The sequence below is a fragment of the Pseudoalteromonas atlantica genome (assembly GCA_007988745.1).
In the GTDB taxonomy this organism is placed as follows: domain Bacteria; phylum Pseudomonadota; class Gammaproteobacteria; order Enterobacterales; family Alteromonadaceae; genus Pseudoalteromonas; species Pseudoalteromonas atlantica.
The window spans coordinates 12,641-39,585 of sequence record BJUT01000040.1 but is presented as its reverse complement, the minus strand read 5'-3'; the positions used below and the strand labels follow the sequence as shown (position 1 = coordinate 39,585).

Sequence of the window (26,945 nt, the reverse complement as noted above, 5' to 3'; positions counted from 1 at the left end):
AATTTTTTGCCTAGCCATCAACACGTTTTTCCATCCTAAAAATAGATCACTTAATTATGCGAAATGGTATAAGCTAAAAACGCTTATGTAATAAAAAGCCCTGTTAATTCAGGGCTTTTGTTTTTTAATTATTTTAATTTAAAGCGATTAACCACGCTCGAAAGCCCTTGGCTACTTTGTTTAAGGTTATCGCTGGCATCGGTAAGTTGCTTTGTATTATTTAGTGATTGCTCGGTTGATTGAGATAGCTCGTTAATACGTAAATTAACCTCGTCAGCAGCTTGTGTTTGCTGCTCGGTGGCACGGGCTATTTGGCTGTTCATGTCGGTAATTATAGATACCAGCCTTTCTATTTCATTGAGCGATGTATCTGCAGATGAAACCTGCTCTACCGTCGTCACCGACAGTGCTTGGCTTGATTTTACCGCCTCTACTGCCGCTTTAGCGCCTTCTTGTAATTTAGTGATCATGGCTTGAATTTCATCTGTGCTTTGCCCAGTTCTGCTGGCTAATGTGCGCACTTCATCGGCAACAACTGCAAACCCTCTACCGTGCTCGCCTGCACGAGCCGCTTCTATAGCAGCGTTGAGTGCAAGTAAGTTTGTTTGCTCCGATATACTTCTGATCACATCAAGCACAGAGCCTATATTGTTACTTTCGTTTGCTAAATCTTCAGTTACTTGGCTCACTGTTTCTATATTACTTGAAAGTGTTTCTATGGCGGTAATGGTATTCGCTACCACGTTTTTACCGGTTGAGGCATTGTGCGCTGCATCATTGGCAGCTTGTTCAGCGGCTTCGGCATTACGACTCACATCATGAATTTGGTGCGTCATTTGCTCCATGGCGGCGGCTACTTGTGTGGAACTGTCGTTTTGTAGTTCAATGAAGGAGTGGCTTGTTTTACTTGACTCATCCACCGTATGAGCGTGTTTGCTTACATCATCAGCACTGTGCGATACATGTACTAACGACTCGCGCATTTTTAAAACAAATAAATTAAAAGAGCGTGACAGCTCTGATATTTCATCATTGCCCGATTCGTTTAGCGTACGTGTTAAGTCACCTTCACCTTGCGATATGTTTTTCATCATGTCTGCGGCAAGACGAGTAGGCGTGAGTATACTTTTACCAATAAAGTAACTTAATAAAATGACAGCAATAATCATAACTAAAGCGCTAATTATGATGAGATTACGCTGCTCGCTAAATGCTTCATCTATTGAATCTAGGTATACGCCTGAGCCAATAATCCATTGCCACGGGCTAAAGCCTTTTACAAATGCGACTTTATCTACCGGCTGGTCTTTTCCTGGTTTTGGCCATTTATAAGGTATAAAACCTTCTTTTTGTTGTTTTACAATGTTCACCATTTCTACAAAAAGTGCTTTGCCATCGGGGTCTTTATTATTACTTAAGTCTTTACCGTTAAGCCCAGGCTTTATTGGGTGCATTACCATTTTGGGCTGGTAGTTGTTTACCCAAAAGTAATTTGTTTTGTCATAGCGCAGCGCTTTTATAGCGGCCAGTGCTTGTGATTGAGCCTGCGCTTGTGTGAGTGTATTGTTTTGTTCAAGCTGGTGGTAATGCTCAATAACACTGTATGCCGTTTCTACTACATTTTGGGTTTTTAGATATTGCTCGTTTTTGAGTGAGCTATATTGATGAGTTAAGCTAGATATACTAAGTACTATTAAGCCAAATACAACAATGGCTATTAACAGTAAAAAACGCTGGAAAATACTGAAACTACGTAGGTTAAGCATTAATTTGTCCTCAATTAGTGTACGCCTTAGCGCATAGAATAAGCGTAGCTAAAAAAAGCGTTTAATCTAGGCTCACTAACTTATTAAGACAAAAAAAAGGCTGATTTTTCAATCAGCCTTTAGTCTATTTAGTCGTCATATGATCATTTAACATCAAAATGTCGATTAAAGAAGTTTGTGATGGTTTGGTGTAAATGTGTTTGCACTTGTTTACCGCGTAAGCTGTGTTTTGAGCCTGGGTAGGTCATCATTTCAAACTGTTTTTCGTTATCTTGTAGTTGTTTAAATAATTTAGTGGCGTGGGTAAATAACACGTTGTCATCGGCCATGCCATGGTAAATCATTAATGGGCCTTTTAAGCCATCAGCGTATGGGAATACGGCGCTGTCTTCGTAGCCTTTGGCATTAGTTTTTGGATGACCAAGGTAGCGCTCGGTGTAGTGGGTGTCGTAAAGTGCCCAGTCAGTAACTGGTGCTCCCGATACACCGGCTTGAAAGTAATCGCCCGCTTTAAACATGGTCATTAGGGCCATGTATCCGCCATAACTGTGGCCATAAATACCAATGCGTTGTGGGTCTACGTAATCAAGCGAGCGTAAAAACTCAACGCCTTTAATTTGATCTGCTACTTCTACAACACCTAAGTGCTTGTAAATAGCGTCTTCAAACTTTTTACCACGGTTGTAAGAGCCTCGGTTATCGAGCTGAAAAATAACATAGCCTTGTTGCGCCATGTATTGAAAGTACAAGTTTTTGCTGCGCCAGCTATTTGTAACGCGTTGTGCATGCGGGCCGCCGTATACATTAACAATTACTGGGTGCTTTTTACCGTCGGCAATATTACTTGGTTTAAACAAGCGGTAATGCATTTCTTGGCCATCTTCAGCTTTAATTGTGCCGTACTCTGGAGTTGCTAAATCACTTAAATAAGGTGTTAATGGGTGGCTATCATCAAGCTTATTTTGTTCAAGCCATGTGATAAATTCGCCATTTACTTTACGTAGTGCCGCCGAGTTAGGCTTGTTTACCGATGAGCTATTATCAATAAACGTTTTGCTGTCTTTAGCCATTACCACTTTGTGGTATTGGCCTTGTTCGGTGATGCGCTTAATATTGCCTTTTTTAAACAGTGGTGCGCTGTATAAATGGCTTTCAAGCGGGGTGTCTTTACGTCCTGCAAAGTACACTATGCCTTTTTTCTCATCTACGCCTTTTAAGCTATCAACAACCCAGTCTCCTGAGGTGATTTTTCGAATTAGCTGGCCGTTAGTGCGGTACAAATAAAGGTGTTTAAAACCATCGCGCTCAGAAGCCCATACAAAATGCTTTTTGTCTTTTAAGAAATGCAGATCAAAGTTTAAATTGATCCACGTATCGCTGTTTTCTGTTAGCGCTACTTTTTGCGTTTTAGTATCGCTATTGTAAAAACGTAGTTCTAACTTATGTTGTGAGCGATTTTGCCATTGATACGAAAGGGTAGTGCTGTCTTTTAGCCATTTAGCACGTGCAATGTAAATGTCTTTATCGTCGCCTAAATCAACCCAGTCAACGTTTTGATTATTTAAAGACACAACGCCAAGTTGAATCTCAACGTTGTCGGTGCCTGTAAATGGGTAACGCTGATTAAATAGCTTTACTTCGTCTGCATAAATTTCGTTACGGATGGCTTCTTTTACTGGGGTTTCATCTACGCGAGTGAATGCAATTTTAGATTCATCGCCAGCCCACCAGTAGCCAGTCATACGGCTCATTTCTTCTTGCGCTACAAATTCGGCCATGCCGTTTTTAATAACGCCGCCGCCATCTTTGCTCAGTTGTATTTCTTTACCTGAATCAAGTGCTAAAGCGTAAAGGTTTTGCTCGCGAATAAACGATACATAGTTACCTTTAGGAGAAAAACGGGCATCGGTTTCAAACGCTTCTGTATTGGTAAGTTTTTTACTTTTACCAGATGCAAGCTCGTAATAATACAGGTCACCATTGAGTGGGAATAACAGGGCTTTACCGTCTTTAGACCATTTATACTCTAAAATACCTTTACCAAAAATACGTTGACGTTCGCGGCGTGCTTTTTCCTCATCAGAGAGGTTTTCTGGGCCTGAAAACAGCTTTGCAGAATCAACCAGTATTCTATTGGTGTTATCTTTTAAGTTGTATTCCCATAAATCATAACGGTTGTAGTCATCGGTTTTACCTTGCAGGTAAGTTACGCGGCTACCGTCTGGTGAAAACTTAAGTTGTACGGGAGCTTTACCCGACAAGCTCGGATCATCAAAAATACGCTCTAACGATAATGGTTTTGCTTGTACGCTCAGTGCGCCAACAGCTAGCGGTAGTGCGAGGGTTAAGTGTTTTATTTTTTTTAGCACAAGGTTGCCTTAGCTTATTATAAATATTGTATTAAATGGTAAAGCTAAGCGTGTGCAACTGCAAATAAATGCTATAAAGTGGCCATTATTAAAGACTAACTAGGATGTGACGATGACGAACCACACTTTTGAACTCGCCCCAGAGCTTAAGCGCGATTGTATAGAACTGGCAGATTGGCCTTTATGTAAGGTGCTATTACTTAACGACAGCCAATACCCTTGGTTTGTATTGGTGCCCAGAAAACCTAATTTAAAAGAGATCATCGATTTATCTGATGCCGATCAAATTGTATATTTAAAAGAGTCGGCCAAACTCAGCAAGCTTATTATGCAAGTGTTTAGCCCTGATAAATTAAACGTGGCCGCTTTGGGTAATATGGTGCCGCAATTACATATTCATCATATTGCACGTTTTACAACTGATGCTGCGTGGCCTGCACCGGTGTGGGGTAAGTTTCCTGCAAAACCATACACAGATGAGCAAATAATAGCGCTAAAAAAAGCGCTGCAGTTATAAACTACAGCGCTTTATTAAACTATTACAAAGTATTACGTGTTGGGTTAGTTAAGGCCTAACACGTCTTTGCCTTGTTTAAAGGTTACATCAACCGGAATATTTGCTTGGCTTAGTTTTTCTAAGTCTTTAGCAAGCTCTTCTTTAATATCGCCATGAGTGGCAATTAGTTGATCTACTTTTTCGTAATCGCCGTCACCTTGTAATGTTAAAATTAAGCGCGACAGCTTAGCCATAGCCACGCCCATTTTTTCCATATTTACACGGTATAAGCCCTCTTCATTTTTAGAAAAAGCGCCTTCTTGTGCAAAAAAGTTAAAGCGGATCATGTTGGCTTTACCATGTGCGCTTGATGCACCAAAACGTACTGAGCGGAATATACCCGCCATAAAGGTGGTGTAGTAATCTTCTAATGTGCCTTCGGTAATTTCGCCTTTTTTAAGTAACTGCTCAACCATGTATAAACCTAAAATATCGGCTTTACCTTCTTCAAGTGCACTTGCGTGCTCTTGTAATGATTGGCGCACAGTGCCTTTATTTGTAATGGTGTTTTTAATACCTAGGCCATGAGCCACTTCGTGAAACATGGTATTGGCAAAAAAGGCGTTAAAGGTAATATGCTTACGTTGCTCAGGTACAATTAACTGCTCAGCAATTGGCACTAAAATTTTATCAAATTTTGCACGCATTGCGTTTTTAAGCTGCAGGCGACGAGTGCCTTTTTCAAGCTGTACTTGCTCATCGTTTGGTAAGTTAATGGCAATAGTTTTGCTGCCCGCATTTGAGTGTCCTGCATAGTAAACCACATCGTAAGCATTTAAATCGGCGTCTGAACCTGGCACTTCTTGCTTATATTTAGCATCTACCGGTAGACCTTTTTGCAGCTCTGGTAAAAAGGCCGCAAATTTAGCTAGGCGCTCGCTCCATTTTAAATCTTTAATTAGTACATACGACTCATAAGCAGAGCGGTAGCCGAAGAGTTGATCTTCGTAGGTTTCAATTGGGCCAATAACCACATCAACGGGGTTATTTTTCATGTCCATCCAGGCAAAGTCAGAACCCTGAAAATCATCTTTTTGTAGTGCATCAGCACGTAGGTTTAAGTAATTAGCAAATTCTTTATCATCGGCAAGCTTACTGGCTTCACGTAATAATTCTGCTGCTTTAGCTAACTCCTCAGCGTATTCTTTTGAGTAAGGCACGCTGTAAAGGTTACCTTGCTCATCACGTTTAATTAATGAATAAAGGCCTTTTTTATCTTCTACGTCGGCGTTATTTAGCTCTTCTTTTGTTATGTCGGCTGGGTAGAATTGTGCGCCAAGGGCTTTTTCTTTGTAACCTGATAAAAACGGTTCGTCACCGTTTAAACGATCCCAAGGGCCGTAGTTAATATCAGCAAATTTACGTACTTTTTCATCACTTAGTTTTGCTAAAAAAGCGTCTTTATTATCGCCAAAAGCCTGCTTCCAAAATAGCTCGTCCATAATTTTAGAGGCATCGATAAGCTTAGCAACCATGGCTTTTTGATTCTCACTTAAATGAGATAGGTCGGCTTCTAGGCTAAAGTCGGTGTAAATATCTAAACGTTGTTTATCAATGTTAATTAAATCTGGGCCAGCTTGCGCGGCACTTTTTTGAGCAAGTTCTACACCTGTGGCTTCGGTCGAAGAGGGGGCTTGCTCTGAGCATGCACTAAGAAAAACGACGCCTGAGAGTAAAATTGCTTGGCTAATTTTGTTTAAGATCATTTGATTGCCTGTTAAAAAAGTAAGTTTAATTATTTGTACGCTTAAATATAATTGCTAGCGCGTACAAACGTTTCCTTATAGTGACTGCATTAAAGCAAAACTAAATGGTAAATAGCAAGTGTTTGGCGTTGTACCGCGCCTACAGGCGATAATAACAATTAATTTATATAATTTTCTTAACTTTATCGGTAAGTTAGATAATACTCATTGTATTACTCATTTTATCCGAGGTTAGCAGTTGCATTGCGGCCCAGAAACAAAAGGATGACAGTTCTATGTCTACAGAAAATGCACTATTAACGATTTTGGTTGATAGAATCAATAACGACACTTTGGTTTTACCTACGCTACCTGAAGTTGCAATTAAAGTGCGCCAAGCGGCCGATAACCCTGATGTAAACCTAATGCAAATGTCAGACGTGATTGGGCAAGACCCGGCTCTTTCAGCGCGCATGATCAAAGTGGCTAACAGTGCAATTATGGGCCGAGTGGTTAAAGTGTCTAACTTACAGCAAGCGGTTACTCGCATTGGTTTACGCCAAATTAAAAATATAGCAACCGCAATGGCAATGGAGCAGCTGTTTGTTTCTAATAATGAGCTAATAAAAGGCTACATGAGTAAAGCGTGGCAAAAAACGCTAAATGTGGCGGGGCATTCAATAACGCTTATGGCGTTTTATTTACAAAATAATAAACGTACATCGTTAAATAGTGACTCTATTACGCTGGCGTCGTTGGTATATAACATTGGTGTATTGCCTATTTTAACCGAAGCTGAGCGCCACCCAGAGGTGTTTGCTAACCCAAGCTTTTTAGCACATGCAATTCAAAAGCTCAGTGGTAAAATTGGTGGCTCAATTATGGGAGCGTGGGAGTTTCCACCTGAATTTGTAAATGTTGCTAGACATTGGGCCGACCCTACGTATCGCCCTGAAGAGATTGGTTATGTTGATTTTATTCGTATTGGCGCTATTTTAGAGGGGACTTTACAGGTTTCTGATAAATCAGCGGCTTTACAAACCTACATAGATAAAGGCGTTATTCCTTCTATGCAGCTATTTTCAAGTGATGAATACAACGACATGCTCGAAAATGTAAAAGACACATTTAGCTAATTAGCAGTTATAAAGGTAAAAGCAAAAAGCACGACTAAGTCGTGCTTTTTTTGGTTTTAATAGCGCTTATAATTTTAGCGTTTTATAAATCTTCTGCATCACCTAAACCGGCCGTCAGTTCTTCAAGTAGTAGCTTTATTTCTTCTGAGGCTAAAATAAAGTCAGCATCTAATTTAACCGCCATATCTTCTTTAGGAATATCGGCGTTTTCTTCTTTTAAAGTTTCTGAGTAGCTTAAACGCTTGATAGAGCCATCGTTTTGCAGCATAAACTTCAGGCGTTCTTGCCAATCAAGTGCAAGTTTGGTCACGCGTTTACCATTTTCTAGGTGCGATTTAACTTCATCACACGATAAATCATGACCTTTTAGTTTAACCTGCGCGCCACTGTCGTCGGCTTCTTCTAGCTCAGCATCAAAGCCTATAGCAAAGTTTTCAGGGGTGCTGAAGTTAGTTAACCAATCAGTTAAAAAAACATCTAGGTCGTAGTTTGCAAAAGCAGGTACTACCGGTAATGTGCCCAGAGACTTACGCAGCAATGCAAGTAGCTCTTCTGCTTTATTAAAACTGCCGCTGTTTACTACAACCCAACCGTTTTCTTGGTCAATAAAAGCAAACTGTAGGCTCGATTTTTTAAACGCTTGAGGTAATAAGGTAGTTAAAATGTTTTCTTTTAACTCGTCTTTTTCTTTCTTTTTAACAGGGCGGTTTTCTTCCGCTTCTATTTGATCTACTTTTTCGGCAACCATTTCATTAACAACAGATGCAGGCAACACTTTTTCTTCACGTTTGGCACACACTAAAATGCTTTTTTGTGAAAAATGCGCCAGCGAGTCACCATGCTTACCAAATGCTTTTGTCCAACCAAATGTAGAAAGGTCTTGAGAGCCACAAGGGCGAAATACATCTTGTTCTAACGCTTTTTCAAACTCTTCTTGAGTGTACGAAACATCTTGCTTAAAGCGATAACAAATCAGGTTACTAAACCACATAAGGTAACTTTTCCATCTTTTAAATTTGCTCAATCATAGCAATAAAATGGGGTTCTCGAAATGGCTGATTTTAAGCAAAGCCGTTATTGATTAAATAATGGCTTTGGCATGTTTTTAGGAAATTCAATATGGTAATGAAGCCCTTTGCCAGGCTCACTGCTTGCCTCTATTGAGCCGCTAAGTGTTTGCTTAACTAAGTTAAAGGTTATGTGTGTGCCTAACCCACTGCCGCCTTGGTCGCGTTTTGTAGTAAAAAATGGGTCAAACAATTTGGCTAATTGCTCTTTTGTTACGCCATTGCCGTTATCGGTGTAGTCAATAATAAGGAGTGTGTCATCGGCGCTAATATTTATATCAATATTGCCCTGCGCAATATTATCAAAACCATGAATAATTGAGTTCATAATCAAGTTGGTAAAAATTTGGCTAATTGCCCCTGCAGGCAGGTTAAGAACTAAATCATCCGGACACTGTAAATTTATGGTGTGCTTGGTTTTTTTTAGTTTAGGGTGGAGCGATAAAATTACTTCGTTTAAATAATCTTTAAAGTTAATTGTTCTTACAGCTTCACTGGCTTGGTCTACCGCTATTTGTTTAAAGCTGGCAATAAGCTCAGAGGCTCTATCAAGGTTGGTTGTAAGCAAGCTTGTGCTTTGCTTTGCTTAGCTTCGTTTATAAACTCTTCTAATGCTTTGGGCGATAATGTTTTTTCTTTGTAGGCATTTTCTAACGTGTTTAAACGCTCTTGTAAAAACGATATAGCGGTTACACCAATCCCTATAGGTGTATTTATGTCGTGTGTAATACCGGCGACTAATCCGCCTAGTGCAGCCATTTTTTCAGTGCCTACTAAGCGCTCTTGAGCAAGGCTTAGCTCGTCTAGATAGCGTTCAAGCTCTTTTTGTTTAGTTAATAATTCTTCTTCGGTGTGTCTGCGTAAATCAACTTCTTCGGTTAGTACCAGCTTTTGTTTTTCTAGTTCGTACTTTTGCTGTTGTAAATCCATCATAGCTTGGCTTAAGTTTGACGTTTTACGGGCAACATCTTGCTCAAGCTGTATATTGTGCTGGTCGAGCTTTTCGTTACTAACAATCAACTCACGTTGGGTATGCTCAAGCTCTTTTCTGTATTGAACTACTTTATCTATTAAGTTATTAAAAGACTGCTCCATAACGTTTAGCTCGTTATGCTCTTCGGTCTCAATGTCTATGTGTTGACCTTCTAAGTCATCAAGCTCTAGGTTTTCTATTTGATCGGTTAACTCGTTTAAAGGGTCGGTGAGCAGCTTTCTAAATGCCATTAAAAACAGAATGATCAAAAAGGTGGTTTTGATCATGGCGTTACCAATTAAAAAGTAAATAGATACCATTATTCGGCTAAATACCACATCGCGGCTAGAGAACAAGGTCACATCACCTACTTGAGTAGCGCGCCCCGAAAATTCAAAAATTAGGGGAAAGGTATAGCCAAAGAGACCCGATTTGGTGTCCTCTATAATGACTTCCTCTTGTACGAGTTGTTGGTTATAAAGTTTGTGTATATCCAAAGAGCGCCCCAGCTGCGAAATAATTTCACCGCTGTCGTCGCGCACTATAATGCCCTCCACCATAGGTATAGCAAGTAAGCCTTCTGCGGTTGTAATTGTTTGCTTTGTGTTTAGTTCCCAAATTGCGCGTGTTAAGCTTCGGCTAAAGGTTTTTTGTAGCGTACTTAGCTCATCACGAATGTAGTCTTTAGTATTTACAAATTCTGCAAGCACCTGTCCACATGTCACCACAAAGGTAAGCAAAAAATACACTGATAAAACATTAGTTAACAATTTCTTAGAAAGGCTTTTTTGTAACATATGGGATTTACTCATCCGGTGTAATTATATCTAAGTTGCAATTTCTAACTTAAAAGTTAGTCAATAAAACCTTAAAAATAAATAAAAAATTTATATTTTAAAGAGATAGCCCAGCTATTGAGTCGTTTTGTTTTAATAATAGTGCACTAAACTGATTTAAATTAATTTTAATGGCTACTGAGATTACAAAAACGATGATTTTTAATAGGCAGCTAAGGCAATTATTAATAATATTTAACGTTTTATTGTAAGGTTACAGTATTACATTATGCGAACAAGCAAAGTGTTAGAGTTTTAGGAACGTGTTAGAATAGCAAAAACCAACGGACGGCTCGTTTTTATAATTTTTAGAAGGTTATTTTAGTAGTTAACATGATGAAATTTTCTATATTAGTGTGTGATGACTCCACTGTTGCACGCAAACAAGTTGTGCGTTGTTTAAATGAGTGCGTGAGTGCCGACATTCAACAAGCCGCAAACGGGGCCGATGCGCTGGCACTTTTACGCTTGCAGCAATTTGATCTTTTGTGTTTAGACTTAACCATGCCAGAAGTTGACGGCGTACAAGTGCTGGAGCGCATTAAGGCAGAAAAAATTGAGTGTTTTGTACTGGTGATCTCCGCTGATATACAACAACAAATGAAGCAAAAAGTCGCGCAGCTTGGTGCCATCGACTTTATAAATAAACCTATTAATAAATCGGCCTTAAGTGAAGTTTTGCATAAATTTGGCATTCATTAGGTTTTTTCATGTTCAAAAAGGCTGTTTTATCTTTTAATTTGGGGTTGACAGCATAGCCTTTGTTAAGGCAGTCTTAGCTCTATGAAAACAATTAATCGCGCACTGACCATTATTATTACAACCACCATTCTTACTGGATAGTGGCATAGGTCGGTGCAACAAATTTAAAGGCCTGTGTTCACTAAGAACACAGGCCTTTTTTCGTTTTATGGGATGAGGAACATAAATAATGCGCGTTTTAAAATTTGGAGGCTCTTCGCTTGCCGACTTTGCCTGTTTGCAACAAGTAGCTTTGCTGGTAAAAGCACAGTTAAAAGATGAAATGTTACTGGTACTTTCTGCACCCGGAGGTATGACTGATTCATTAGTTGCGCTGGCCAGTGCCGCTGAGCAAGGTCAAGATTTTTCTCAGCAATGGCAAGCTTTACTAAGCCGATGCGAGACATTAAAAGCAGAAGTAGAAAAAAGCAGTGGCGAAGTAACAAACTGGCCAGATTTTAATGAGCTTAAAAATAAGCTAGATGGTGTGGCGCTTATTAAGTGCTGCCCAGATCAAATTCGTGCTTTTGTAATTAGTTTTGGTGAGCGTGTTAGCGTATCGCTAATGCAAAGTTTATTAAGCTCGCACAATGCACAATACCTTGAAGCAACGCGTTGTGTTGCCTCTAGTGGTGGCTACATTGATGCTGAGGCCGACTTAGTAACGAGTAAAGCACGCTTTCAAGCAGTACTTAAAGAAAACCCAGCCACCATTTACATTATGCCAGGCTTTACAGCAAGCAACGAGCAAGGCGAACTTACTACACTTGGTCGTAATGGCTCTGATTACTCAGCAGCTATTGCAGCGGCATGTTTAGATGCTGAAATTTGCCAAATTTGGACTGACGTTGATGGTGTGTACAGTGCTGATCCGCGCTACATCAAAAAAGCGACTAAAGTTGATTTCTTATCTTATAAAGAAGCGATGGAGCTTTCTTACTTTGGCGCTAAAGTACTTCATCCTAAAACCATTTTACCGTGCGCGAAAGCGGGCGTACCCTGCGAAATTAAAAATACCCATAACCCAGATGCTCAAGGGTCATTAATTGGTAACGACTATTCATCTGATGAGCCAGTAAAAGCGCTTTCTAGCTTGCAAGACTTAGCAATGCTAACCGTGTCAGGCCCTGGCATGAAAGGTAAAGTGGGCATGGCCTCTAAGGTATTTAATGCTCTTGCGCACGATAACGTATCGATAGTATTAATTACTCAATCATCGTGTGAATTTAGCATTAGCTTTTGTGTGCACGAAAGCGATTTAGCGCTAGCACTAGAGGCCTTGCAAAGTGCATTTGAACTTGAATTACAAGCAGGCTTAATTGAGCCGGTGCAAGTACAACGTAATCTTGCCATTGTTACTTTAGTGGGCGATAACATGCGCGCACACAAAGGTTTAGCAGCACAGTTTTTTGCTTCTCTTGCACAGGCCCAAGTAAACATTGTAGCCATTGCGCAGGATTCTACAGAAAGTGCTATTTCGGCGGTTATTGATGGCGAGCTGTGTAACGACGCAGTGAAAATATGCCATGAAAACTTTTTTACGCACGTCCCTTCAATTGACGTATTTTTACTTGGCTGTGGCTTAGTAGGACAAGAGCTTATTTCTCAGTTAGAGCGCCAACAAGCGTGGCTTGAAAAACGTAATATTAAGTTAAACTTATATGGCGTTGCTAATTCTCGTCAATTGCATTTAGACAGCGAAGGTATTGCATTTGATGACTGGCAGCAAAAGCTTGCAGTATCAGAGCAAGCGTTTGACTTAAATTTAGTTGAGCAGTTTGTAAAACAAAATCACTTAGTAAACCCTGTGCTTGTAGATTGTACGTCTTCTGATGCGCTAGCAGCTCAGTATGTGGATTTTTTAAATGCGGGCTTCCATGTGGTTGCCGCTAATAAAAAAGCCACAACCAGCTCGTACGATTATTACCAAGACTTAATTGCAGCAACACAAAAAAATAACCGCAAGTTTTTATACGAAACAAACGTAGGTGCAGGCTTACCGGTAATCGATAACCTACAGTCGTTATTTGGTGCAGGTGATGAGTTACTTGAGTTTAGCGGTATTTTATCAGGCTCACTGTCGTACATGTTTGGTGCACTAGAAGATGGTTTATCACTTTCTGAGGCAACCATTAAAGCAAAAGAAAGCGGTTTTACAGAGCCAGACCCACGCGATGATTTATCGGGTACCGATGTAGCACGTAAATTACTTATTATTGCTCGCGAAGCCGGCATGAAACTAGAGCTTAGTGATATAGAAGTCGAGTCGGTATTGCCACAAGGTTTTGCACAAGGTGACAGCGTAGATGAATTTATGGCTAAACTGCCAAGTTTAGACGCTGAGTTTAACGACCGTATTCAAAGTGCGGCAGCAGAGGGCAAGGTACTGCGTTATGTAGGTACAATTAAAGAAGGTCACTGTAAAGTAGGCATTGAAGCGGTCGATTCATCGCATGCATTAAATGTTATTCGTGATGGTGAAAACGCATTAGCTATTTTAAGCCAATATTATCAACCACGCCCGTTTGTAATTCGTGGCTACGGTGCAGGCTCTGCAGTAACCGCTGCAGGCGTATTTGCCGACGTATTAAAAACGTTATCGCGCTAGGAGAGCATTATGATAGAAGTATATGCTCCGGCGTCTATAGGTAATTTTGCAGTGGGCTTTGATGCACTTGGGGCAGCGCTTGCGCCTATTGATGGCAGCTTATTAGGTGATGTAGCCGTAGTAAGCGCCGCAGCAAGTGATGAGTTTGTTTGCTCTGGCGAATATGCGCATAAGTTACCAAGCGATGCGAGCGAAAACCTAGCATATCAATGTTTAGTGCATTTTAGAGCGCATGTTGCGCCAGATATGCCAAGTGTAAAATTAGAGCTTAAAAAGAACTTACCAATTGGCTCAGGGCTAGGTTCGAGTGCGTGCTCGGTGGTAGCAACCTTTGCTGCGCTTGATAAGTTTGCTCAAACCAATTTAAGCCAAGTTGAGCTGATTGAATTAATGGCTGATTTTGAAGCGATAGTCAGTGGCGGGCGTCATTATGACAACATCACCCCGTGTTATTTAGGGGGCTTACAGCTTACAGGCGATTTAATTCCTGATAAGTCAATTGCTCTACCAGTTGATGAAAACTGGTACTACGTAGCGGCGTTTCCTGGGTTTTCGCTTAATACCGCAAAGGCGCGCTCGGTATTACCTAAAGAGCTAAGCATGCATGCAGGGGTTGAGTTTGCACAGCGTTTATCGGCATTTAGCAGTTTGTTATTAACGCAGCGTTTTGATGATGCACTGAGCATTATGCAAGACGATATAGCAGAGCCGTACCGAGCACCGTTAATAACAGGGTTTAGCGAAGCGAAAGCAAATTTGCCAGCGCTTGGTGCAGAAATTGTCAGTATTTCAGGTGCGGGCCCTACGTTATTTACAGTGTGTAAAACATTAGAAGCTGCTGAAAAATGTGCGCAGTGGTTAGCGCAAAACTATATAAATGAGCAGGGCTTTTGCCACATTTGTAAATTAGATAACGACGGCACGCGTCAATTAACAGTTTTATAGGATAGGCATTTATGCAATTACATAATTTAAAAGAAAGTTCTCAAAAAGTGTCGTTTGTTGAAGCGGTAAAAACAGGGCTTGGGCGTAATCAGGGGGTATTTTTCCCTGAAAGCTTGGCGCCACTCGCCGATGTAGATGCGTTATTAGATATGGACTTTGTTACCCGCAGTAGCAAAATTTTATCGCACCTTATTGGTGATGAATTACCCGCTGATACCGTTGCTCAAATGGTTAAAAATGCATTTAACTTCCCCGTAAAATTGGTAGAGGTTGAAGACAATAACTATTGTTTAGAGCTTTTTCATGGCCCTACGCTTGCGTTTAAAGACTTTGGCGGGCGCTTTATGGCTGAGTGTTTAGCACAGTTTAATCAAGGCGAAAAAGTCACGATTCTAACTGCAACCTCTGGCGATACTGGCGCTGCTGTAGCGCATGCATTTTACAACAAGCCAAACATAGATGTGGTTATTCTATACCCTAAAGGCAAAATTTCGCTTGCTCAGCAAAAGCTATTTACTACGCTTGGGAACAACATTCATTGTTACGCGGTTGATGGCAGTTTTGATGATTGCCAAGAGCTGGTTAAAAAGTCGTTTTTAGATGACGAAGTTAAATCTACACTTGGCCTTAATTCAGCTAACTCAATCAACATTAGCCGCCTAGTGGCACAAGTATGTTATTACTTTGAAGCCATTGCTCAGCTACCAAAAGAAAAGCGTGCTACAGCGCATATTTCAGTCCCGAGTGGTAACTTTGGTAATGTATGTGCCGCCATGATTGGTGCTGTAATTGGTTTGCCGGTGGGTAAACTAAGCGCGACTACAAATCAAAACGACACCGTGCCACGTTACATGCTTGATAAAAATTGGGCGCCAAATGCCACACTTGAGTCGCTTTCAAATGCGATGGATGTAAGCAAGCCAAATAACTGGCCACGTGTGCAAACAATGTTAGATAATAACTGGTTTAGCTACGATAATTTTTACTCAACCAGCGTGAGCGAAGAAAATACGCAAGCAGTGATGAAAAATATTCAACAAACTGGTTATGTTGCAGAGCCGCATACCGCCATTGCATACCAAGGTCTTGTAGAGAATAAAGCACCCGGCGCAGCAGGTATTTTTTTAGCAACTGCTCACCCTGCTAAGTTTAAAGATAGCGTAGAAGAGATTCTAAATATTGAACTTGATATGCCAAAACCACTTAGCGACGCGCTTGCTAAACCTTGTTTAGCAAGCGACATTAACCCTGATTATGAAGCGTTACGTACTGAAATACTCGCTAAGTTAGGCTAACTAACTTAGCGTTAAAAAAGCGGCTTTGGCCGCTTTTTTTGTATTTTGAAGGCGCTAAATAAAGTATTTATCATTAACTAATTAAATGTAAAAAATAAAAATCATTTAAATTATTAATGCATTTATAAAAAAATATCATCTTAAAAACGCTGTGAAATAGATTCAATCCCTGTTTAAATATCCTCAACTTAAGAGCGTAGGCAAAGAGTCGTTTAAAGCGTACAATAAAGCCTCTAAAAAACACCATACACGTTGCCCTAGGAGACCCCAATGTTAGAACGTAGCATGAATATTTCGGATTTTGATCCAGAGTTATTTGACGCGATAAACAAAGAAACTGCTCGCCAAGAAGAGCACATTGAATTAATCGCATCAGAAAACTACTGTAGCCCACGCGTACTAGAAGCACAGGGTTCACAGCTTACAAACAAATACGCAGAAGGTTACCCGGGCAAACGTTACTATGGCGGTTGTGAGCACGTAGACGTTGTTGAGCAGCTTGCAATTGATCGTGCTAACGAGCTATTTGGTTCTGACTACGCAAACGTTCAGCCACATGCGGGTTCTCAAGCAAATGCAGCTGTTTTCTTAGCATTATTAGAAGCAGGCGACACTGTACTTGGTATGAGCTTAGCTCATGGTGGTCACTTAACGCACGGTTCACACGTAAGCTTCTCAGGTAAGCTATACAATGCAATCCAGTACGGGCTAGACGAAGCAACTGGCGAAATTGACTATGCACAGGTAGAAGCGCTAGCACTTGAGCACAAACCAAAAATGATTATTGGTGGTTTTTCTGCGTACTCAGGTATTGTTGATTGGGCTAAATTCCGTGAGATTGCTGATAAAGTAGGTGCTTACTTATTTGTTGATATGGCTCACGTTGCAGGTTTAATTGCAGCGGGTGTTTACCCAAGCCCAGTACCTCACGCGCATGTTGTAACAACAACAACACACAAAACTTTAGCAGGCCCTCGTGGTGGTTTAATTATTTCTGCTTGTGGCGACGAAGCAATTTACAAAAAGCTTAACAGCGCTGTGTTCCCAGGTGGCCAGGGTGGTCCTTTGTGTCACATTATTGCTGCAAAAGCAGTGGCATTTAAAGAAGCTCTACAACCAGAATTTAAAACATACCAAGCACAAGTAGTTAAAAATGCTCAAGCTATGGTTGCTGTTATGCAAGAGCGCGGTTACAAAATCGTATCTGATAAAACAGAAAACCACTTATTCTTACTTGATTTAATCGATAAAGATATCACAGGTAAAGATGCAGACGCAGCGCTTGGTAATGCAAATATTACTGTGAACAAAAACTCTGTACCAAACGATCCTCGCTCACCGTTTGTTACTTCTGGTTTACGTATTGGTTCACCTGCAATTACGCGTCGTGGCTTTAAAGAAGCTGAATCGAAAGAACTTGCTGGCTGGATTTGTGACGTGTTAGACAACATCAACGATGAGTCAGTACAAGCGCAAGTTAAAGAAAAAGTTAAAGCAATTTGTGCAAAACTACCTGTATACGCTTAATTGCATAAGCAGCAGTAATTTAGATCACAACAAGGGGCCTGTTTACCTTTCGAGGTTTAATTTGCAGTAGTATGTTTGGTTTTTAGGCAAGGCAGGGTCTATGTAGTGTGGTTACTCCACACAAATAGGCGATAACGCAGCATAAATGCCAAACATGCACTGCCCTCGGGTTCGTCCTAGGGGCGATTTACTCTTTGTTGCTCGGTTTTTACTTAGCCCACTAGGTTACAAACCTCGCGCCGCGATCAAATCACCCCTAGATAGAACAAATTTAATCCTGAAAGGCCAACAGGCCCTATTTTTTTGCTAAGATAAAAGGCCGCTAAATAGCGGCCTTTTTTGTTTTAAAACGGAAGTACCGAGTTATGCATTGCCCATTTTGTACCGCAAAAGATACTAAAGTTATTGATTCTCGCCTAGTCGGCGGAGGCCACCAAGTTCGCCGTCGTCGTGAATGTAACGAGTGTCACGAGCGATTTACTACCTTTGAAGGTGCCGAGTTAGTTATGCCACGTGTAATTAAACAAGATGGCAGCCGAGAACCCTTTAATGAAGATAAACTACTCAATGGCCTTAATCGCGCCCTAGAAAAACGCCCTGTTAGTACAGAGCAAGTGGATGAAGTGGTTAATATTATTAAATCGCAGTTGCGTGCTACCGGCGAGCGAGAAATATCAAGTCACCTTGTGGGTGAGTGCATAATGGAGGCGCTTAAAAAACTGGATAAAGTAGCCTATGTGCGGTTTGCCTCTGTGTATCGCTCGTTTGAAGATATACGCGAATTTGGTGAAGAAATTGCCCGTTTAGGGGAGTAATAATGCAAAACCAAATAACCTTTACTGCGCAAGATGAAATGTACATGGCACGTGCCATCGAGCTTGCAAAAAAAGGGCGATTTACAACCACCCCCAATCCTAATGTCGGGTGTGTTTTAGTTAAAGATAACCACGTAATTGGTGAAGGGTTTCATCAATTAGCTGGGCAGGGGCATGCTGAGGTTAATGCCCTTGCTGTAGCAGGTGAAAACGCAAAAGGCGCGACTGCGTATGTAACGCTTGAACCGTGCAGCCATTACGGACGCACTCCGCCGTGCGCAGAGGGTTTAAAAGCCGCAGGTGTAGTAAAAGTTATTGCAGCTATGGTCGACACCAACCCACAAGTAGCAGGTAAAGGGCTTAAAATACTCAGCGATGCCGGTATTGAGGTTGCATTTGGGCTTTTAGAGCAGCAAGCGCGCGCACTTAATTTAGGTTTTTTTAAGCGTATGGAGCACGGGCTTCCGTATGTTACGTGTAAAATGGCGGCCAGCATTGATGGTAAAACCGCGCTAAAAAATGGCCAAAGTAAGTGGATCACCGGAAGCGCTGCGCGACAAGATGTACAATTACACCGAGCACAAAGCTGCGCTATTTTAACGGGCGCCGATACGGTTATTACCGATGATGCTAAGCTCAATGTGAGGTTAAGCGAGTTGCCACAGGCTTTGCCTACTGAATTACCCCTACGCCAACCGGTGCGTGTTATAATTGACTCACAAAATAGGCTTACACCAGAGCTGGCAGTATTTAATATTGAAAGTGAAATAATAATTTTCACTACCAAGGTTGATAAATCAACGCAGTGGCCGCATTTTGTAAGGCATATAGAAGTGCCACAGCAAAATAACAAAGTTAATTTAACGTCTGTTTTAGCGCACCTTGCTAAGCTGCAATTTAATCATGTTTATTTAGAAGCGGGTGCTACACTTGCCGGTAAAATGACAGAGCTTAATTTAATAGACGAATATATATTTTATTTAGCGCCTAAACTAATGGGGTGCGATGCAAAAAGCTTAGTTAATTTTGCACCGCTAACAGATATGCAAAACACCGTTAATTTGACGTTTAAAGAGTGTGTGAAAATAGGCGATGATTTACGTATAACCGCCACAAAACACATTCCAATCACTTAATTAAAAGAGTAGGGCTATGTTTACTGGAATAATTGAAGCCACAGGCAAAATTGCGCTATTACAAAAAAAACAAGGCGATTTAGCCATTCGCATTCAAAGCGCTAATCTTGATATGAGCGATGTAAAGCTTGGCGATAGCATTGCCACTAATGGCGTATGTTTAACGGTAGTTGATAAGCACATTGATGGCTTTAGTGCCGACTTATCAAACGAAACTATCAGCTTAACTGGGTTTGCAAATTATAATATTGGCCAAACAGTTAACCTTGAAAAAGCCATGCAGCCGGTTTCACGTTTAGGCGGGCATTTAGTGTCAGGTCATGTTGATGGCATTGCAACCATTACAGCCATCACTAGTAATGCGCGCGCTACAGAATATTGGCTAAGCACCGATGAAAACTTAATGAAGTACATTCCTTACAAAGGGTCTGTATGTATAGATGGTATAAGCCTGACAGTAAACGCTGTACAAGGTAATAAATTTAAATTAACCATAGTGCCGCACACAAGCGAGCAAACCACCATTGCTGATTTTAAAGTGGGCACACGCGTTAATTTAGAAGTCGACCAAATTGCACGTTATTTAGAGCGCCTTATTAAAGGGGCTGAGCAGCCGACTGGCTCAGATATTTCAATGAGCTTACTAGCTAAAGCTGGTTTTGTTAAATAACGACACTGATAACTTACACGAGCAAATTTATGAATTTACACAGCGCACAAGAAATCATCGACGACATTAAAGCCGGTAAAATGGTTATTTTAATGGATGACGAAGACAGAGAAAACGAAGGTGATTTAATCATTGCAGCAGAGCACATTAGCGCCGAAGCAATTAACTTTATGGCCACTCATGGCCGTGGCTTAATTTGTTTAACTATGACGCAAGAGCGTTGTGAGCAGCTTGATTTACCGTTAATGGTTAAAAACAATGGCGCAGCGTTTTCTACTAACTTTACTATGTCGATTGAAGCTGCCAAAGGTGTAACAACGGGTATATCTGCAGCCGATAGAGCGCGTACAGTTCAAGCTGCTATTGCAAAAGGCGCCGTACCAAGCGATATCGTACAGCCTGGACATATTTTTCCTATTATGGCACAGCCAGGTGGCGTGTTAACGCGCGCAGGCCACACCGAAGCCGGGTGTGATTTAGCACGTTTAGCCGGCCTTGAAGCCTCATCAGTTATTGTAGAAATCCTCAATGCCGATGGCACTATGGCGCGCCGCCCTGATTTAGAAGTATTTGCTAAAGAGCATGGTATTAAAATTGGCACAATTGCAGATTTAATTGAATACCGAAACCTTAACGAAACCACCATAGAGCAAGTGGCTAAGTGTAAATTACCCACTGAGCACGGTGAGTTTGATTTAGTAACCTACAAAGATACGATTGACGGCCAACTGCACTACGTATTGCTAAAAGGCGAAATTAAAGAGCAAGAACCAACGCTTGTGCGCGTGCACTTACAAAGCACCTTTAACGACATTTTACTTTCAGACAGAAGTGCGGACCGTAGTTGGGGGCTTTCTGATGCAATGGCTTACATTGCAGAAAATAACGGTGCACTGGTTATTTTAGGTAAACAAGAAAGCACCGAAGAGCTAGAGGCCACAGTAAAAGCATTTGCTGCTGCCGATGCTGGCGAAAATGTTACGCCGCGTAAATTTAAAGGTACATCGCGTACCGTTGGTGTGGGCTCGCAAATACTGGCTGATTTAGGTATTAAGCAAATGCGCTTAATGAGTCGCCCTAAAAAGTACCATGCACTTTCGGGCTTTCATTTAGAAGTGGTTGATTACGTTGAGCCACAATAAGGGCTCAGCTTTTAACTAGTCTATTTTTTTATTTTTATGGTATGATGCGCAGCAATTTTTGCGCAATCGCAACCGCTTGAACATATTTTTAGGGTTATCAAATGAAAATTATTGAAGGTAATAAGTACGCTCCAGGCAAAAAATTCGCTATTGTTATTTCTCGTTTTAACGATTTTATTGGTAGCAGCCTACTAGAAGGTGCTGTTGATGAGCTAAAGCGTACTGGTGGCGTAGCCGATGATGACATTACCGTTGTGTATGTACCCGGTGCAGTAGAGTTACCTTTAGCGGCAAAACGCATTGCGGCAAAAAAAGAGTATGATGCAATCATCGCATTAGGCGTAGTGATCAGAGGTGGTACACCACACTTTGACCTCGTTGCTGGCGAATCTAACAAAGGCCTTGCAAATGTATCGCTTGAGTATGATATCCCGGTTGCATTTGGCGTATTAACCACAGAAAGCATTGAACAAGCAATTGAACGCGCTGGTACCAAAATGGGTAACAAAGGCGGCGAAGCGGCATTAGGCGCGCTTGAAATGGTTAATGTGTTAGATAAAATTTAAGTTTAAGGAATTTTTGTGAAACCAGCAGCAAGACGTAAAGCACGTATCTTAGCACTTCAAGCCGTTTATTCTTGGCAATTAAGTGGCAATTTAATTGCCGATATCGAACAACAAATGTTGATCGAAAACGACGTGACTAAAATTGATGTTGAATACTTTAAAGATTTAGCGCGTGGCGTTGCCGTTAATTATAAGCAACTAGATGAAGCTGTATCTCCGCATTTAACACGTCCATTTGATGATTTAGATATGGTAGAGCGTGCAATTTTACGTTTAAGCGCGTATGAGCTTAAATTCCGTGAAGATGTGCCATACAAAGTAGCAATCAATGAAGGCATTGAGCTTGCTAAAATATTTGGCGCTGAAGACAGCCATAAATTTGTAAACGGTGTACTTGATAAAGCTGTTAAGCATTTACGCAAGTAATACTAACCTTGCTAAAGCGCTCTGCTAAAGAGCTTAGCTTTAACAGTTAGTACACGTTAAAAAGGAGAGCCGGCATAGGTCGGCTTTTTTGTGTATGAAGGAATTTGAATTAATAAACCGCTACTTTAAAGGTCGTGGTATAACTCGTCGTGATGTAAGCCTAGGAATAGGGGACGACTGTGCATTAGTTACCGTTCCGCAAAACTGCCAACTTGCAGTAACAACTGATACGCTTGTATCGGGTGTTCATTTTTTTGATGACATTTCTCCCCGAGCATTAGGACACCGAGCACTGGCCGTAAATCTTAGTGATTTAGCAGCCATGGGGGCTGAGCCTACTTGGGTGTCGGTGGCATTAACCCTACCAAATATTAACCAGCAGTGGATTGAAGAATTTACTGAGGGAATGCACGAAATTGCTGAGTACTTTAATGTACAAATAATTGGTGGCGATACTACGCAGGGCCCTTTAACAGTTACTATATGCGCTAAAGGCACTGTGCCAGAGGGCAAAGCTTTACGCCGTGCAGGTGCTAAAGTGGGCGACTGGGTATGTGTAACCGGCACGCTAGGTGATGCAGGCTTGGCTATTGAATCTCGCAAGCGTGGCCTAAGTATTGAGCCTGAGCACTTAAAGTACATAAATAGCCGCTTTGATTACCCCACTCCACGGGTGGCTGCAGGGCAAGTATTACGTGGCCTTGCTTCATCAGCTATTGATGTGTCTGATGGCCTTATGGCGGATTTAAGCCACATACTTGATATGTCACAAGTCAGCGCCAGTATAAATATTGAAAACATCCCAACCTCAGACGCTATGCGTTCAAGCCTGAGCTTTGAGGCGCAATTGCCGTATATTTTAGGCTATGGCGATGACTACGAATTACTTTTTACTGTCTCTGAAGATAATAAAAGCATGTTGGAGCTTAAATTACGTCAATACGGCGTAGAAGCAACGTGCATAGGGCAAATAAAAAGTGGCGAAGGGCACATTGAGCTTTTACACCACGGTGAAAAATTTAATTTTGAGCAACAGGGCTTTGAGCACTTTGCCAAGGAGCAGGTTTGACTAGCAAAAAACAGTTTAATTTAAAGCGCCCGCACCAGTTATTTGGCCTAGGGTTTGGCACTGGCCTTGCGCCTGTTGCGCCAGGCACCTTTGGTACATTTGCTGCTTTACCATTTATTTTTATGACCATGTATTTTCCGCTTTGGCTACAAATCGTGTTTGCCGTGGTTATTAGTATTTTTGGTATTTGGGCGTGTGGCAAAACCGCCGATGATTTAGGTGTGCACGACCACCCAGCTATAGTGTGGGATGAAGTTGCGGGTTATTACATTACGATGATAGGTGCAGCGCTTAGTTGGCAAACCTTACTTGTAGGCTTTTTATTATTTAGATTTTTTGATATTGCCAAACCTGGCCCGATCAAAACGCTCGATAAGCGAATGGACGGTGGCGTGGGTATAATGGCAGATGATGTACTTGCCGGTATTTTTTCGCTTATTTGTTTGCAAGCGTTAATAAAAGCAGGTTTACTACCCTTTTAATTTTTGTGTTTTATTTGTTTAACTAGGTGGCAGCGAAATGATGCGATTTTTACTGGTATGTGTACTTATGTTGTGTGCCATGCCAAGTTGGGCTTCTATTACTGATTACGTTGTTAAGCAATGGAATATCAAAGATGGCTTGCCCTCGCAATCGCTAAAAAGTGTTGTGCAAGATCAGCAAGGCTATATGTGGGTCGGAACGCAATTTGGTCTTAGTCGCTTTGACGGCACAACGTTCACTAATTACAACACACAAAATAGTCCTTTTTTGCCAAGCAATGGTATTAATAAACTGCTCATAGATAGTAATGGCTATCTGTGGGTGGGCACTAAAAGTGGCTTGGTGGTCATAAACCCGCAAACGCTTGCCGCACAAGAATTTAATATTAAAGGCCCAGTTAGAGACATATTAGAAGATGCCAAGGGCAGCATTTGGATTGCAGCTAATGGGCTTTATTATGTAGACCGCAACCAAGTTGATTTACGTGATAAAGCGAACGAACTCGTTCCTATTGTAAATGCCACTGTGATCACCCAAATAGTGGGGTCGGTTAGTCAAATGGCGCTTTCTCCAGAGGGGATTTGGCTTGTCAACGACCGTCATTTACTACGCTTAACTAAAAGCGCCTCTGATTTTTCAAAACTCAGATTGGAGTTAACAGCTAAGGTGTCATTGCCTGAGCGGTTAGCACAAACCATTGTTCATGATCTGTCTTTTTTAAATGGTAATTTATATTTAGCCTCTGAACTGGGTGCTTACTTTTTAGATTTAGACGATGAACTAAGACCTTTTCCGCTGCCGAATGCGAATAACTCAGCTGTGTATAAATTTATGAGCGACACCAATGGTGGCTTATGGGTTTCTACGTATGGACGACTACTTTTTAGAGCTAAGTCGGGTGAGTGGCAATGGGTTGAGCCAAGTCAGCTAGATCAAAGTATTTGGTTTGCCGATATTTACCGCGATAGTCAAAATAATATTTGGCTTGCAAGTTTTAGCGAAGGCTTATGGCTTGCACACGAAGGGCGTATAGAACGCCACTCTGCTTTATCGCAAATGACAGAGGCCGTTATGGCAATCAGCCAAGCGCCCGATGGTAATTTATGGGTGGCAAATAAAAGCGGTATTGGTTATTTCGATTTAAATAAAAACTTTGTCAATAAAATACCCAGTGCGCAATTTGGCCGCGCAACAGTACACGACTTACAGTTTGATGGCTCGCGTTTATATATAGCGACCGGACGAGGGCTGTTTTTTTACGAGCAAGATAAACTATATAGCTTTCCTGGCAGAGCCCTGCGCGACAATCCGGTATTTGCTATTAGCCCATCAAGCAAAGGTGGTTTTTGGATAGGTACAGGGCGTGGCTTGTATAGGCTAAGTTATGGCGGGTTAACACCCTTTGCATACAATGCCTTTTTAGGCAGTAAATTTATAACGTATGTGCTCGATAAAGCAAACTTTGGTGTAATAGGGACCAGTAAAGGGGCGTATTACTTTACTGACCGCGGCATTGAAAAAATAGGTGACCAAACCTCGCTCGAAAGTGCATACATCACCAGCGTATTACACATAGATGGCGTAGGTATTTTAATTGGCTCGCTTAATGACGGCTTATTTTACAGAAGTTTGCAAGGGCATTGGCGACAGTTAGATGCAGCCAACGGCTTACCTTATGGCTCTATTTTTAGCCTAGAGTATGACAAAACCTATAAGCGTGTATGGGTAAGTACCATGAAAGGTGTTTACCGTATGCCAGTAGCGCAATTTAAATCAGAGGTGTCGAGCTTAAAAGTGGAAGAGGTTATTTCTTCTTTTGATAGGCAGCTCGATGGTAAAGCAAGCCAGTGTTGTAACGGTTTAGGACACGATGCCGTTGCCATGACCGATTATTCAATTTGGTACCCAAGCTTACAAGGCATTGTAGAAATACCTAAAAATACCGAGCTATTTGGCTTAAATGTATTAAAGCCTAAAGTAGAAACACTAACCACACCACTGCGCGCGTTAACTACCGCAGCATTGGGCGAAAAGCCTTTACTAGATACTGATGAGCGCGACATAACGTTAAAGTACACCGCCATCGATTATTATGCGCCAAATAGTATTGAGTTTAGATATAAGTTAAGTGGGTTAGATAGTGATTGGCGCTATGCTAATGCACGCCGGGAAGCCATTTATACAAACTTACCGGCGGGATCATTTTTATTTGAGCTTGAGGCAAAACGCCAAGGCGAAGATTGGGACAGAGCGCAAACTATCGAGTATGCATTTGTAGTACCGCAACGCTTTGACGAAACTATTTACTTTAGATTGCTAATCGTTAGTGGGTTTATTTTACTGTTTTACTTTATTTTTTGGGTATTTAGAGCGCAAGAGCGCCGCAAGCAAGAAGTACTCGAAGCCCTAGTTACAGAGCGTACATTAGAGCTGCGCCAAGCTAACGATAAATTAGGCCAAGTAAACTCACAGCTTAAACTAGTTAGTCACTCAGATGAGCTTACAGGGCTACGTAGTCGTCGCTTTTTGTTTGATCAGCTCCCTAAAGATATTGAGCACTTCCAACGTAATGCACAGTCTTTACAAGCGCAAGGTAAGTCACTTGTACTGCTTATTATCAACTTTGATAACTTTAGCCGTATAAACGATGCATATGGCCCAATAGCAGGAGATAGCTGCTTACAACAAATGGCAGCATTACTTAATTCACGTACCCAAGGCTCTGACTATGTAGCACGCTGGAGTGGGGATGAGTTTTTATTATTGCTGCGCGATTTTAAGTGCAACATGATTGACAGCTATGCCTCTGATTTATGCCAAGCAATTGCTTTAAATTCGTTTCAATTACCAAACGGTAAAACAACTAATATTACGGCTTCATTGGGGTGGTCTTTTTACCCACTGCCACTTTTAGGTGGGCAAGTAATAAGCTGGGAAACGTCGATAAACTTAGCCGATATAGCGCTTCATCAGGTTAAAAAACGCGGTGGTGACGGTGTCGCAAATATTACGTTTGATAAACAGTTGGATGCGTTTGAGTTTGAGCAAAATTCGAATGTAGATCAGCAGCTGGGTATTTTACAAAGTAATGGCTTAGCAGATATTAAAGTGTGGATGCGATAATGCCCAACCTA

At 41.3% G+C, this 26,945-nt stretch carries 20 protein-coding genes and 1 pseudogene; 16 read left to right on the top strand and 5 right to left on the bottom strand.

Translation table 11 applies throughout. From position 1 onward, the window contains the following. Positions 1-128: 128 nt before the first annotated feature. Both PAT01_RS14795 and PAT01_RS14790 read right to left on the bottom strand, forming a co-directional pair. Positions 129-1,766, bottom strand: a complete 1,638-nt coding sequence (locus PAT01_RS14795) for a methyl-accepting chemotaxis protein (protein WP_138577585.1) — start codon at positions 1,764-1,766, stop codon at positions 129-131. Between the two features lie 143 nt (positions 1,767-1,909). Beyond that, entirely contained in the window at positions 1,910-4,135 is a 2,226-nt protein-coding gene (locus tag PAT01_RS14790) for a S9 family peptidase (protein WP_154945727.1), read from the bottom strand. 112 nt (positions 4,136-4,247) lie between these two features. On the opposite strand from PAT01_RS14790, the gene PAT01_RS14785 reads away from it, so the two are divergent. After that, on the top strand, positions 4,248-4,652 hold the full coding sequence (locus PAT01_RS14785) for an HIT domain-containing protein (protein WP_004586851.1): 405 nt from the start codon (positions 4,248-4,250) through the stop codon (positions 4,650-4,652). A 44-nt stretch (positions 4,653-4,696) separates the two neighbouring features. Here PAT01_RS14785 and PAT01_RS14780 read toward each other — a convergent pair whose 3' ends face one another. Continuing rightward, on the bottom strand, positions 4,697-6,397 hold the full coding sequence (locus PAT01_RS14780) for a dipeptidyl-peptidase 3 family protein (RefSeq protein WP_154945726.1): 1,701 nt from the start codon (positions 6,395-6,397) through the stop codon (positions 4,697-4,699). A 275-nt stretch (positions 6,398-6,672) separates the two neighbouring features. Here PAT01_RS14780 and PAT01_RS14775 point away from each other — a divergent pair, with 275 nt between their 5' ends. Then, positions 6,673-7,512 carry an HDOD domain-containing protein gene (locus PAT01_RS14775; RefSeq protein ID WP_054983495.1) on the top strand — a complete coding sequence of 280 codons (840 nt, stop codon included), beginning with the start codon at positions 6,673-6,675 and terminating at the stop codon, positions 7,510-7,512. An 82-nt stretch (positions 7,513-7,594) separates the two neighbouring features. On the opposite strand, the gene rdgC is transcribed toward PAT01_RS14775, so the two are convergent. Continuing rightward, positions 7,595-8,503, bottom strand: a complete 909-nt coding sequence (gene rdgC, locus PAT01_RS14770; protein ID WP_004586854.1) for a recombination-associated protein RdgC — start codon at positions 8,501-8,503, stop codon at positions 7,595-7,597. Between the two features lie 83 nt (positions 8,504-8,586). After that, positions 8,587-10,349, bottom strand: a pseudogene (locus tag PAT01_RS14765) (ATP-binding protein). 372 nt (positions 10,350-10,721) lie between these two features. Between PAT01_RS14765 and PAT01_RS14760 the strand changes: the two are divergent. The 14 genes from PAT01_RS14760 (at position 10,722) to PAT01_RS14695 (ending at position 26,934) form a co-directional block, all read left to right on the top strand. Further along, the gene (locus PAT01_RS14760) at positions 10,722-11,090 is read left to right on the top strand and encodes a response regulator (RefSeq protein ID WP_024031682.1); all 369 of its coding nucleotides are present in this window, start codon (positions 10,722-10,724) and stop codon (positions 11,088-11,090) included. A 229-nt stretch (positions 11,091-11,319) separates the two neighbouring features. Beyond that, positions 11,320-13,737, top strand: coding sequence for a bifunctional aspartate kinase/homoserine dehydrogenase I (thrA, locus tag PAT01_RS14755; RefSeq protein WP_154945725.1), 2,418 nt, complete (start codon positions 11,320-11,322; stop codon positions 13,735-13,737). A gap of 9 nt (positions 13,738-13,746) precedes the next feature. After that, positions 13,747-14,682, top strand: a complete 936-nt coding sequence (gene thrB, locus PAT01_RS14750) for a homoserine kinase (protein ID WP_029773773.1) — start codon at positions 13,747-13,749, stop codon at positions 14,680-14,682. An 11-nt stretch (positions 14,683-14,693) separates the two neighbouring features. Beyond that, the gene (thrC, locus tag PAT01_RS14745; protein ID WP_154945724.1) at positions 14,694-15,977 is read left to right on the top strand and encodes a threonine synthase; all 1,284 of its coding nucleotides are present in this window, start codon (positions 14,694-14,696) and stop codon (positions 15,975-15,977) included. Between the two features lie 270 nt (positions 15,978-16,247). Then, positions 16,248-17,504, top strand: a complete 1,257-nt coding sequence (gene glyA, locus PAT01_RS14740; protein WP_024031685.1) for a serine hydroxymethyltransferase — start codon at positions 16,248-16,250, stop codon at positions 17,502-17,504. Positions 17,505-17,869: 365 nt separating this feature from the next. Then, the gene (gene nrdR, locus PAT01_RS14735) at positions 17,870-18,319 is read left to right on the top strand and encodes a transcriptional regulator NrdR (RefSeq protein WP_004586861.1); all 450 of its coding nucleotides are present in this window, start codon (positions 17,870-17,872) and stop codon (positions 18,317-18,319) included. Between the two features lie 2 nt (positions 18,320-18,321). Further along, a complete protein-coding gene (ribD, locus tag PAT01_RS14730; protein WP_154945723.1) occupies positions 18,322-19,455 on the top strand; it encodes a bifunctional diaminohydroxyphosphoribosylaminopyrimidine deaminase/5-amino-6-(5-phosphoribosylamino)uracil reductase RibD in 1,134 nt (377 codons plus the stop codon). A gap of 16 nt (positions 19,456-19,471) precedes the next feature. Then, positions 19,472-20,125, top strand: coding sequence for a riboflavin synthase (locus PAT01_RS14725; protein ID WP_004586863.1), 654 nt, complete (start codon positions 19,472-19,474; stop codon positions 20,123-20,125). A 29-nt stretch (positions 20,126-20,154) separates the two neighbouring features. Continuing rightward, positions 20,155-21,267 carry a bifunctional 3,4-dihydroxy-2-butanone-4-phosphate synthase/GTP cyclohydrolase II gene (ribBA, locus tag PAT01_RS14720; protein WP_055254705.1) on the top strand — a complete coding sequence of 371 codons (1,113 nt, stop codon included), beginning with the start codon at positions 20,155-20,157 and terminating at the stop codon, positions 21,265-21,267. A gap of 101 nt (positions 21,268-21,368) precedes the next feature. Next, a complete protein-coding gene (gene ribH, locus PAT01_RS14715; protein WP_004586865.1) occupies positions 21,369-21,833 on the top strand; it encodes a 6,7-dimethyl-8-ribityllumazine synthase in 465 nt (154 codons plus the stop codon). Positions 21,834-21,848: 15 nt separating this feature from the next. Beyond that, positions 21,849-22,259 (top strand): transcription antitermination factor NusB, encoded by a 411-nt coding sequence (gene nusB / locus PAT01_RS14710; RefSeq protein ID WP_004586866.1) that lies wholly within the window; start codon positions 21,849-21,851, stop codon positions 22,257-22,259. Positions 22,260-22,353: 94 nt separating this feature from the next. Next, positions 22,354-23,328, top strand: coding sequence for a thiamine-phosphate kinase (gene thiL / locus PAT01_RS14705; RefSeq protein ID WP_054983488.1), 975 nt, complete (start codon positions 22,354-22,356; stop codon positions 23,326-23,328). Beyond that, on the top strand, positions 23,325-23,810 hold the full coding sequence (locus PAT01_RS14700) for a phosphatidylglycerophosphatase A family protein (protein WP_024031690.1): 486 nt from the start codon (positions 23,325-23,327) through the stop codon (positions 23,808-23,810). Before thiL ends, PAT01_RS14700 begins: the two co-directional genes overlap by 4 nt. A 37-nt stretch (positions 23,811-23,847) precedes the next feature. Beyond that, positions 23,848-26,934, top strand: coding sequence for a ligand-binding sensor domain-containing diguanylate cyclase (locus PAT01_RS14695; protein ID WP_138579425.1), 3,087 nt, complete (start codon positions 23,848-23,850; stop codon positions 26,932-26,934). The last annotated feature ends 11 nt before the right edge of the window (positions 26,935-26,945 follow it).

Bases quoted from the DNA above. Each gene is read 5' to 3' on its own strand.
- PAT01_RS14795 (WP_138577585.1), bottom strand. From the start codon at position 1,766: ATGCTTAACCTACGTAGTTTCAGTATTTTCCAGCGTTTTTTACTGTTA.
- PAT01_RS14785 (WP_004586851.1), top strand. From the start codon at position 4,248: ATGACGAACCACACTTTTGAACTCGCCCCAGAGCTTAAGCGCGATTGT.
- PAT01_RS14780 (WP_154945726.1), bottom strand. From the start codon at position 6,397: ATGATCTTAAACAAAATTAGCCAAGCAATTTTACTCTCAGGCGTCGTT.
- PAT01_RS14775 (WP_054983495.1), top strand. From the start codon at position 6,673: ATGTCTACAGAAAATGCACTATTAACGATTTTGGTTGATAGAATCAAT.
- rdgC (WP_004586854.1), bottom strand. From the start codon at position 8,503: ATGTGGTTTAGTAACCTGATTTGTTATCGCTTTAAGCAAGATGTTTCG.
- PAT01_RS14760 (WP_024031682.1), top strand. From the start codon at position 10,722: ATGATGAAATTTTCTATATTAGTGTGTGATGACTCCACTGTTGCACGC.
- thrA (WP_154945725.1), top strand. From the start codon at position 11,320: ATGCGCGTTTTAAAATTTGGAGGCTCTTCGCTTGCCGACTTTGCCTGT.
- thrB (WP_029773773.1), top strand. From the start codon at position 13,747: ATGATAGAAGTATATGCTCCGGCGTCTATAGGTAATTTTGCAGTGGGC.
- thrC (WP_154945724.1), top strand. From the start codon at position 14,694: ATGCAATTACATAATTTAAAAGAAAGTTCTCAAAAAGTGTCGTTTGTT.
- glyA (WP_024031685.1), top strand. From the start codon at position 16,248: ATGTTAGAACGTAGCATGAATATTTCGGATTTTGATCCAGAGTTATTT.
- nrdR (WP_004586861.1), top strand. From the start codon at position 17,870: ATGCATTGCCCATTTTGTACCGCAAAAGATACTAAAGTTATTGATTCT.
- ribD (WP_154945723.1), top strand. From the start codon at position 18,322: ATGCAAAACCAAATAACCTTTACTGCGCAAGATGAAATGTACATGGCA.
- PAT01_RS14725 (WP_004586863.1), top strand. From the start codon at position 19,472: ATGTTTACTGGAATAATTGAAGCCACAGGCAAAATTGCGCTATTACAA.
- ribBA (WP_055254705.1), top strand. From the start codon at position 20,155: ATGAATTTACACAGCGCACAAGAAATCATCGACGACATTAAAGCCGGT.
- ribH (WP_004586865.1), top strand. From the start codon at position 21,369: ATGAAAATTATTGAAGGTAATAAGTACGCTCCAGGCAAAAAATTCGCT.
- thiL (WP_054983488.1), top strand. From the start codon at position 22,354: ATGAAGGAATTTGAATTAATAAACCGCTACTTTAAAGGTCGTGGTATA.
- PAT01_RS14695 (WP_138579425.1), top strand. From the start codon at position 23,848: ATGATGCGATTTTTACTGGTATGTGTACTTATGTTGTGTGCCATGCCA.